This window comes from Tabrizicola sp., assembly GCF_051645465.1.
GTDB lineage: Bacteria > Pseudomonadota > Alphaproteobacteria > Rhodobacterales > Rhodobacteraceae > Tabrizicola.
In genome coordinates this window covers 1-8,995 of sequence record NZ_JBOFBI010000383.1, presented here as the reverse complement: position 1 = coordinate 8,995, position 8,995 = coordinate 1, and the positions used below count along the sequence as shown (strand labels likewise).

Here is an 8,995-nt window from a genome sequence, read left to right as displayed (position 1 = left end):
CCATCTTGGTGTGACCAAGCAGAAGCTGCACCGCCCGCAGGTTGCCGGTCTTCTTGTAAATCTGTGCTGCCTTGGTGCGCCGCATCGAGTGCGTTCCGTAAGCGCTCGGCTCCAACCCAATCGAGGTCACCCACTCCCGCAGAATTCTTGCATACTGCCGCGTCGAGAGGTGAGGGCTGTCATGGAACCGACTCGGCCAGAGGTTGTCACACCCGAACATCGCCGGGCTTTCGATCCAGCGCTGGACGGCTTTGCGGGTCTGTTCGGTGATCTCGAACTGGACAGGTCTCTGGGTCTTGCTCTGCAGGACCGAGGTTCGCTCCTTCATATGCCCGGATACAAAGACATCGCGCACTCTGAGCCGCACGAGATCACACCCGCGAAGTTTGCTGTCGATGGCCATGTTGAACAGGGCTAGATCGCGGATGTTGTCCGCGATCTCCAGACGCACCCGGATCGCCCAAACATGCTTGGGCAGAAGCGGCCGTTTCTGGCCGATGATCCGGCCCTTGTTCCAGGCGGAGGCTATTGGGCGAACGATAGGAAGCTGAATTGCAGACATGGCTTTTCCTCCGTCCACCAAACCCGCCCGCACCAACAGTGTGCTGATTACCTAGGATAGCACAGCTCGGGACTAATGACCGCTTTGGGAAAGCCGCACCGCAGCAAGGACCGAACCTCGAATGGCCGGACTGGGCCGCAATTGAGTTGACCAAATTGTGGGCAATCACCCGAGAAAACCACCCACCAGGCGTGCGATATCGGTCTCCATCTCGGACCTCGACGCCGCAGCGTTTGCGATACCCATCGCCCCGTTGAATAGAATGCGCGCGGCCTGATGGTCGGCCAGCGCGTCGCCGATCTGGGCAATCAGGGCGGTATCCAGATCGGAGAAGATGCGGTTCACGACGGCCTTCTGCGCCATCAGTTCTACAGCGAAGGCCGAGCTGCGGACCAGATCGTGGATCATGACGTGTTTGACGGTCAGGGCGTTGATGACCCGGTCAACGACGGGCGCGTCTGTCTGGAGCTGCCCCATGACTGCGACGCGCAGGCGTTCGGCGAGCCGCACCGCGACGGCCTCGAACACAGCGTCCTTGTCGGAAAAATAGCCGTAGACCGTCACCTTTGACAGCCCCGCCGCCTCGGCCAGACCCTCCATCGTCGTCGCGCGGAAGCCCTGAGCCGTGAACAGATGCAGGGCAACATCCAGCAGCTTGTTGCGGCGGGCGGATTTCAGGGGAGACAGGTCCGGGGCAGAGGGGTGCATTCGATCGCTTGCAATTAGTGAACGATACTATACATAGCCGTTCAAATAATAAGATCAACCGGAGATGAGTCGATGGCAAGGAATGTTCTGGTCAGCGGGGCAACGGGCTACATTGCGGGTCATGTGATCGAGCAACTCCTTGCAGCGGGCAACACGGTGACAGGCACTGTGCGTGACCCGAACGACAAGGGCAAGACGGCGCATCTTCTGGCCATGCCGGGGGCCGAGCGCCTTTCGCTGGTGGCGGCCGATCTGACCGATCCCGACCCTTTCACCGCGCATGCCGATGTCGATGCGATCCTGCATCTGGCCAGCCCCTATGTGATCAACGTGCAGGATGCGCAGCGCGATCTGGTCGACCCCGCCGTGCAGGGGACGCTGTCGATGCTGCGGGCGGCGGCGGCCAACCCGAGGGTAAAGCGCATAGTGCTGACATCGTCGATGGCGGCCGTCACCGACAACCCCGACGGCCGGGTGCTGACGGATGCGGACTGGAACACGACGTCCAGCCTGGTGCGGAACCCCTATTACTACTCCAAGACTTTGGCCGAACGCGCGGCCTGGGAGTTCATGGAGCGTGAAAAGCCAGGCCTTGATCTGGTAGCGATCAACCCGTTTCTGGTGATCGGCCCGTCGCATACCAAGGCGGTCAATACGTCGCCGCAGACGCTGGTTGATATGCTCAAGGGAACCTATCCGGCGGTCATGGCCCTGACCTGGGGCTTTGTCGATGTGCGCGATGTGGCGGCGGCGCATGTTGCCGCGATGAACCGGCCCGAGGCAAACGGGCGCTATCTCTGCGTCGCGGCCAACATGAGCATGGCCGAAACCGCCGCATTGATGCGGGCCGAGGGTTATGCGGGCAGGCTGCCGAAACTGGACCTGAGCGGCGGGTTCGGCACGGCGTTGATGAAACTCGCCAGCTATACGCAACCAAAGGGGGCCGGCAGCTACCTGCGCACCCATCTGGGCCAGGTGCCGCGTTATGATGCGACGCGGGTGACGCGTGAGCTTGGCGTGTCCTACCGCCCGGTCGCGCAAAGCCTGCAGGACACGCTGGCAGACCTTGCGCGCTGGGGCCATATCCCTGCCGCGGCCCGTTAAGGAGGCGATGATGAAGTTCCTCAAGTACGCCCTCGGCATCGTAGCCGCTCTGGCCTTGCTCGCAGTTGGCACGGTCTGGCTCGCCTTCGGACGCGGACAACCCTACCCTGACCTATCGGGCGAACCGCGCCTGCCGCAGGGCACGATCGAGGTGGCGGTGACATCCGACCGCCCGATCGGGAATGCCGCCGTGTCGGCGGAAGGGCGCATCTTCTATACTATCCATCCTGAATCCGGGCCTGCGGCTCCGTTTCTTTACGAATGGGTCGATGGTGCCGCAAAACCCTATCCGGCAACGGAGCAGACTGACCTGTTACAAACCCCCCTCGGCGTCAGCATCGACAGCCGGAACCGGCTTTGGGTGATCGATCCCGGTCGGCATGGCACCGGGAAACCCAGTCTGACCGCCTTCGATCTGGCGACCGACGCGGTGGTGCAGCGGCACGAATTTGCCAGTGATATCGCCCCGATGGGATCGTTCCTGCAGGCAATGGCGATCTCGCCCGATGGGCGCTACATCTATATCGCCGATGCTGGTTTTTGGGCAAAACGCCCCGCCATCGTGGTCTATGACGCCGAAACGGACACGGCCTGGCGACGGCTGCAGCGGCACGAGAGCCTTTATCCACAGAACTACCTGGTCCGCAACCAGATCAAGGACATGTCGTTCCTCGGTGGCATCCTGCAGATGAAGACCGGGATCGACGGAATTGCGGCCAGCCGCGACGGGGCCTGGGTCACTTATGCAGCTATGAACCATGACACGCTTTTCCGCGTGCCAGCTGCCGTGCTGCAAGACCCCGTCGCTACCGAAGCCGCCCTTGAAGCCGTGATCGAGCCGGTGGGTTCGAAGCCGCTGAATGACGGCATTTCCATGGATGACCAGGGCAATGTCTTCATCACCGATATCGAGCATCAAGCCGTGCTGGCCCTTGCCCCTGACGGCACACTAAGCACTGTGGTCAAAGATACCCGCATCCGCTGGGCCGATGCCGTATCCTTCGGCCCCGACGGCTGGCTCTACCTTTCCGACAGCGCGATCCCGGAGCTCGTGCTGCAATCGCCGGAACACCACGCAGCGAAGGCACCCTACTACGTCTGGCGGTTCCAGCCGGGAACCTCGGGGGAAGCAGGGCAATAGGTGGGTTGATCACAGGGCGCTTCGTTGGCCGTTGCGTTGTTTTACGCAGGCGCAGCAGCGGGTTGGAACTCTGCTATGTGAGGCTGGTAGCTTCGTCCGGCACCCTTGACCTTGCACACTTCCCAATGCTGCGTTCTGTCTGAACGTCTGCTTCAAAGAAGCTGCGCTGTGGCACCGTCAGCTTGCCGAGTGACTGTTGTGGGCCGAGGGCGAATTGGTGCCTTCTGGTCTAGGCGGTCTTGTAGACAGCATCGACCGGAGCGACAGACTGCCGCTCGATCAACTGGCCTTCAAGCTTTACGGTCGGGTGTTTGCGCGCATCGTTGGTGCGCCGAGGCGACAACTGTTCAATGGCCCAGACTCCCATCGCCCTCTGCGGCAGAACAAGGGTCGTCAGTTGCGGGTGCAAATGGCGCGAAATCTCTTCGTCATCGTAGCCGACGACCGACATATCGTCGGGAATGACCAGTCCCGCTTCCTTTAGCGCTTCATAGCACCCGATGGCCATGCGGTCGTTTTGGCAGAAAATGGCGGTCGGTCGCTCCACCAGTGACAAGAGCGTGCGCGTCGCGTCATAGCCGGAACTTGCGGACCAGTTTCCCTCGACCACAAGCGCGGGATCCGGCGTGATGCCTGCGACGGTCAGTGCCTTGCGATATCCTTTCAGGCGATCACGCGCGGCCTCCATCCAAGGCTCGCCCGTGATCGTCGCGATGCGCCGGTGGCCGAAATCGATCAAGTGGCGCGTCGCCCGCTGCCCGCCTGCCACTTCGGCTGGTATCACGGCGGGATGGGTCTGATCCCGGGTATAGCAGTTCAGCAGGACCACCGGCAGCTCCAGGTTCCTCAGCCATTCCGGCAAGACGATCTCGCGGGTGAAGATGGTCATGTAGACCAACGCAGTGGCGCCCTTGGCGATCATCGTCCTGATGGATTTCTGCTCCATCTCCGGGTCGTTCATTGTTTGTGCGACCCAGATCATCTCTCCCTTTTCCATTGTCGCGTGGCGCGCGCCGTCGATCGCAACGACAGCTTCTGGGCTGGTGGCAAGCTGGTCCACCACAAAGCCAACAAATCCCGTCTTCGCGTCGATGTTCCCGGTGGCATCGTCACCGTTGTCGAGATGCGCGAGGCTGGTAACTGCATAGTTCAGCGCGCGGGCCGCCTCGATCACTCGGGCGCGTGTTTCTTCCGAGATCTTCACGCCCGGCGCTTTGTTCAGGACGAAGGATACCGTGGCCTGCGAACACCCCGCCACGCGAGCGACATCAGTCATCGTGACACGGCGTTGCCCCAGGCTCGCGGCGCGCAGCTTGGACATTTTCGGCGCGGGATCGGGGTCTCCGCCGTCTGCGGTCATGCCATTCCATCCTTCCCCAAGATGCCGTCAAGTATGTCAGGTCGCGTCGATATAGCATCGGCTGGCCGGTTGCGACTCGACTGCTGGCATCTGCCGTTCATTTATAATCATAAATTTCCGTTGACTGATATTTATAAATGGATCAGCGTGCAGTTCTTGGCAACACCATTTGGCCTTTGGGAGGAGAACCACATGCGTATTTCCCGCCGTAACCTGATGATCTCTGCTGCTGCAGCCTCGGCTGCCTCGGCATTCGCCCGTGCCGCCTTTGCGGAGCTGCCGCCGCTCGCAAAGAAGGACACCTACAAGGTCGGCTTTGCGCAGACCGAAAGCAACAACCCCTGGCGCCTGGCCCAGACGAAGAGCATGCAGGACGAAGCCGCGGCGCGCGGCTGGCAGCTGGTCTATACCGATGCCGCCGGATCTGCAGCAAAGCAGGTGGCCGACGTCAACTCGATGATCGCGCAGGGCGTCGACCTGATCTTCTTGGCACCGCGCGAGGAAAAGCCGCTGATCCCAGCAATCATGGCGGCAAAGGGCGCGGGCATTCCTGTGATCCTCTTGGACCGCAACGTCGACCAGTCGCTAGCCCAGGCAGGTGTCGACTATGTGACCTTCATCGGCTCGGACTTCATCGAGGAAGGCCGTCGCGTCGCCGAGTGGATGGTCACCAATGCTGGCGGCAAGTCGAAAATCCTGCAGTTGGAAGGCACCACGGGCTCGTCGCCCGCGAACGACCGCAAGAAGGGCTTCGACGATTACATCGCCGCGCATCCGGAATTCGTGCTCCTCGCTTCGCAGACCGGCGACTTTGCCCGCGACAAGGGGCGGCAGGTGGCGGAAACGCTGCTGCAGGCGCATCCCGATGCCGACATCATCTATGCCCACAACGACGAGATGGCGATCGGCGCGATCTCGGCGGTCGAGGCAGCGGGCAAGGTCGCGGGGCAGGATGTGATGATCCTGTCGATCGACGGCGGCAAGGAAATCGTCCAGCTGATCATCGACGGCAAGGTGGCGGCGGTCTGCGAGTGCAGCCCGCTCTTCGGGCCGAAGGCTTTCGACACCGCCGTGGCCTATGCGAATGGCGAGGAAATCCCGCCGAAGCTGATCAACCCCGACCGGTTCTTCGACGCCTCGAACGCGGCAGAGATGCTGGCCACCGCCTACTAGGACGGCCTTGGTGCGGGCCTTCCCGGCCCGCACCCGCACGCACCGGTGCCGATCCCGGCTCCCTGGTTTCCTCCATGCGGGGCGGCACCGGTGTGTGCGACTTTGCCGTGGCGAAGGCCAGCACCCAGTTGACAGCGGGTTCCGGGGGCGCGTTCCTTCGCCATCTGACGTTTCGAACAACAACGCACGGGGATCATGTCAGCGCCACTTCTGTCGATGAAAGGGATTTCCAAGTCGTTCGGCGGCACCGCCGCCCTGTCAGAGGCATCACTAGAGGTTCTGCCAGGCGAGGTTCACGCGCTAATCGGGCAGAATGGGGCCGGGAAATCCACCTTGATCAAGGTCTTGACCGGCTATCACCGCAAGGATGGCGGCAACGTCAGCTTTGAGGGCCGCCCGTTCGAGGTGGGCTCGCCCCGTGCAGCGCAAGAGGCGGGGATCAGCACGATCTACCAGGAAATCAACCTCGTGCCGCAGCGGTCGGTGACGGAAAACATCTGCCTCGGCCGCGAAACGCGCCGGTACGGCCTTCTGGACTGGCGCGCGATGCGGGCCGAGGCGAAGCGGCTTCTGGCGCGCTTCAACCTTGACCTCGACGTCGACCAGCCGTTGTCGCAGTTCTCCACCGCGACGCAGCAGATGGTCGCCATCGCCCGCGCGGTTGGGTTTTCTGCGCGGCTGGTGATCATGGATGAACCCACCTCCTCGCTCGACGACCGCGAGGCGCAGGTGCTCTTCTCGGTGATCCGGGGCCTCAGGGACGAGGGCGTCTCGGTCCTTTTTGTCAGCCACCGCCTCGATGAGCTTTATGAAGTCTGCGACCAGGTCACGATCATGCGCGACGGGCGTACCGTGCGCATGGCGGCGATGACCGGCATCACCAAGCTGGAACTCGTCTCGACCATGCTCGGCCGTGACGTGGCGCGGGCCGAGGGCCGGGCCACCGGTTTCGGCACTGCAGCCAAGCCGCCCGGCGCGCCGGTCCTGCGGGCCAGTGACCTGTCGGATGGCCGCGCCGTGCGCGACGTGGGCCTGAGCGTTGCCGAGGGCGAGATCGTGGGCCTCGCCGGTCTTCTGGGGGCGGGCCGGTCGGAAACCGCGCGGCTGATCTTCGGCGATACCGCGCTGCGCGTGGGCTCGATGCTGCTGAACGGGTCGGCCTACACCCCGCGCCAGCCCTCTGACGCGATCCGCGCGGGCCTTGGCTTCTGTACCGAAGACCGCAAGATCGAGGGCATCGTCCCCGACATGAGCGTCGCCGACAACATGATGCTGGCGCTGCGCCCGGCCTTTGGCCGCAGCGGCATCGTGGATGAGGCGCGCCAGACCGAGATCGTTAATCGCTTCATCGGCCAGCTTGGCATCAAGTGCACCGGCCCTGACCAGAAGATCCGCGAGCTTTCCGGCGGCAATCAGCAGAAGGTGCTGCTGGCCCGCTGGCTGGCCATGTCACCGAAGCTGCTGATCCTGGACGAACCGACGCGCGGTATCGACGTCGGTGCCAAGGATGAAATCCAGCGCCTGATCCGGTCGCTGGCCGATCAAGGGCTCGCCGTCCTGATGATCTCGTCCGAACTGGAGGAGGTGGTCGAGGGCGCCGACCGCGTCTTCGTCCTGCGCGAAGGTTTAAGCGTCGCCGACATCGCCCGCGCCGATCTGACCGAAGACCGGGTGCTGGCGGCAATGGCGCATGGGGGCACGCATGGCTGACCGTGCCGCGATCTATGGTCTTTTGGGGCGCTACGGCACCGGCATCGCACTGTTGCTGCTGCTGGGCTTCAACCTGATCTTCACGCCAAACTTTGTCTCATGGCAGACGCTGAACGTGAACCTGACGCAGGTCTGCACCATCGTCATCGTCGCGGTCGGCATGACGCTGGTCATCGCCACCGGTGGGATCGACCTGTCGGTCGGATCGTTGATGGCCATCGCCGGGGCGATCGCGCCGATGATCTTCATGGGCAAGCTTGTCGAGATCGGCTCGATCCATCTTGCCGTGGCGCTGGCGATTGTCGTCGCCATCGTGATCACCACGTTGTTCGGCGCCTTCAACGGCTGGCTCATCTCGCGCTTCCGCATCCAGCCGATCGTGGCGACGCTGGTCCTTTTCATCGCCGGACGGGGCATCGCGCAGGTCGTCACCAACGGCAACCTGCAGGTCTTCAAGGTGCCGGAGTTTCAGGTGATCGGCCTCGGCCGCCTGTTCGGCCTCCCGGTGCAGGTGATCCTGATGCTGATCATTGTCGCGGCAGCGGCTTGGGCGCTGCGACGGACCAACTTTGGCCGCGAGGTGCTGGCAATCGGCGGCAACGAACGCGCGGCACGGCTTTCGGGTATCCCCACGGGCCGGGTCAAGATCGCGGTCTATGCGATTTCCGGCGCGCTGGCGGGTCTTGCGGGGCTGATCGTGATCGCGATCAACTCTGCCTCCGACGCCAATCTGGTGGGCATGGGGATGGAGCTTGACGCCATTGCCGCGGTTGCCGTTGGTGGCACGCTACTGACGGGCGGGCGCGCGACGATCATCGGCACGTTGATGGGCGCGCTGACGATCCAGCTGGTGCGCTACACCCTTTTGGCCAACGGCGTGCCGGATGCGGCGGCATTGGTTGTGAAGGCCGCGATCATCATCGCTGCGGTCTGGCTGCAGGAACGGGGAAGGACCGCATGATGCGCAAGATCGCCTGGGGGCAGCTGCTGGCCAGCTACGGCGTGGTGCTGGCACTCGCGCTGGTCATCCTGTTCGGCTGGCTGCGTTATGACAACTTCCTCGGCTCGTTCAACATCCTCAGCGTGCTGCGCTACAACTCGATGTTCGCGCTCGTCTCGCTGGGGATGTGCTTTGTCATCATGACGGGCGGGATCGACCTTTCGGTCGGGTCGGTTGCGGCGCTGTCCTCGGTCGCCGCGGCCTATGCCAGCCCATACGGCTTGGTGCCCGGGCTTC

Annotated in this window: 8 protein-coding genes and 1 pseudogene; 6 read left to right on the top strand and 3 right to left on the bottom strand. The window is 63.0% G+C overall.

Annotated features, from left to right (window positions below):
• Positions 1 to 562 (bottom strand): tyrosine-type recombinase/integrase (locus tag ACRCSW_RS23455; RefSeq protein WP_438708068.1); only part of this gene is annotated, 562 nt, incomplete at its 3' end.
• Positions 563 to 727: 165 nt separating this feature from the next.
• Entirely contained in the window at positions 728 to 1,270 is a 543-nt protein-coding gene (locus ACRCSW_RS23450) for a TetR/AcrR family transcriptional regulator (RefSeq protein WP_438708067.1), read from the bottom strand.
• Positions 1,271 to 1,342: 72 nt separating this feature from the next.
• On the opposite strand from ACRCSW_RS23450, the gene ACRCSW_RS23445 reads away from it, so the two are divergent.
• Together ACRCSW_RS23445 and ACRCSW_RS23440 are read left to right on the top strand one after the other, a co-directional pair.
• Positions 1,343 to 2,374, top strand: coding sequence for an SDR family oxidoreductase (locus ACRCSW_RS23445; protein WP_438708066.1), 1,032 nt, complete (start codon positions 1,343 to 1,345; stop codon positions 2,372 to 2,374).
• Between the two features lie 7 nt (positions 2,375 to 2,381).
• Complete coding sequence (locus tag ACRCSW_RS23440) at positions 2,382 to 3,515, top strand: L-dopachrome tautomerase-related protein (protein ID WP_438708065.1); 1,134 nt, start codon at positions 2,382 to 2,384, stop codon at positions 3,513 to 3,515.
• 229 nt (positions 3,516 to 3,744) lie between these two features.
• On the opposite strand, the gene ACRCSW_RS23435 is transcribed toward ACRCSW_RS23440, so the two are convergent.
• Positions 3,745 to 4,875 carry a LacI family DNA-binding transcriptional regulator gene (locus ACRCSW_RS23435; protein ID WP_438708064.1) on the bottom strand — a complete coding sequence of 377 codons (1,131 nt, stop codon included), beginning with the start codon at positions 4,873 to 4,875 and terminating at the stop codon, positions 3,745 to 3,747.
• Between the two features lie 192 nt (positions 4,876 to 5,067).
• Between ACRCSW_RS23435 and ACRCSW_RS23430 the strand changes: the two genes are divergently transcribed.
• The 4 genes and pseudogenes from ACRCSW_RS23430 to ACRCSW_RS23415 form a co-directional block, all read left to right on the top strand.
• Positions 5,068 to 6,048 (top strand): ABC transporter substrate-binding protein, encoded by a 981-nt coding sequence (locus tag ACRCSW_RS23430; RefSeq protein WP_438708063.1) that lies wholly within the window; start codon positions 5,068 to 5,070, stop codon positions 6,046 to 6,048.
• A gap of 195 nt (positions 6,049 to 6,243) precedes the next feature.
• Complete coding sequence (locus ACRCSW_RS23425; protein WP_438708062.1) at positions 6,244 to 7,758, top strand: sugar ABC transporter ATP-binding protein; 1,515 nt, start codon at positions 6,244 to 6,246, stop codon at positions 7,756 to 7,758.
• Positions 7,751 to 8,719 carry an ABC transporter permease gene (locus ACRCSW_RS23420; protein WP_438708061.1) on the top strand — a complete coding sequence of 323 codons (969 nt, stop codon included), beginning with the start codon at positions 7,751 to 7,753 and terminating at the stop codon, positions 8,717 to 8,719. Before ACRCSW_RS23425 ends, ACRCSW_RS23420 begins: the two co-directional genes overlap by 8 nt.
• Positions 8,716 to 8,995, top strand: a pseudogene (locus tag ACRCSW_RS23415) (ABC transporter permease); the annotation flags it as partial. The gene ACRCSW_RS23420 and the pseudogene ACRCSW_RS23415, both read left to right, overlap by 4 nt.

Excerpts from the sequence above, each read along its gene's own strand:
- ACRCSW_RS23450 (WP_438708067.1), bottom strand. The coding sequence starts at position 1,270 with ATGCACCCCTCTGCCCCGGACCTGTCTCCCCTGAAATCCGCCCGCCGC.
- ACRCSW_RS23425 (WP_438708062.1), top strand. The coding sequence starts at position 6,244 with ATGTCAGCGCCACTTCTGTCGATGAAAGGGATTTCCAAGTCGTTCGGC.
- ACRCSW_RS23435 (WP_438708064.1), bottom strand. The coding sequence starts at position 4,875 with ATGACCGCAGACGGCGGAGACCCCGATCCCGCGCCGAAAATGTCCAAG.
- ACRCSW_RS23430 (WP_438708063.1), top strand. The coding sequence starts at position 5,068 with ATGCGTATTTCCCGCCGTAACCTGATGATCTCTGCTGCTGCAGCCTCG.
- ACRCSW_RS23440 (WP_438708065.1), top strand. The coding sequence starts at position 2,382 with ATGATGAAGTTCCTCAAGTACGCCCTCGGCATCGTAGCCGCTCTGGCC.
- ACRCSW_RS23420 (WP_438708061.1), top strand. The coding sequence starts at position 7,751 with ATGGCTGACCGTGCCGCGATCTATGGTCTTTTGGGGCGCTACGGCACC.
- ACRCSW_RS23445 (WP_438708066.1), top strand. The coding sequence starts at position 1,343 with ATGGCAAGGAATGTTCTGGTCAGCGGGGCAACGGGCTACATTGCGGGT.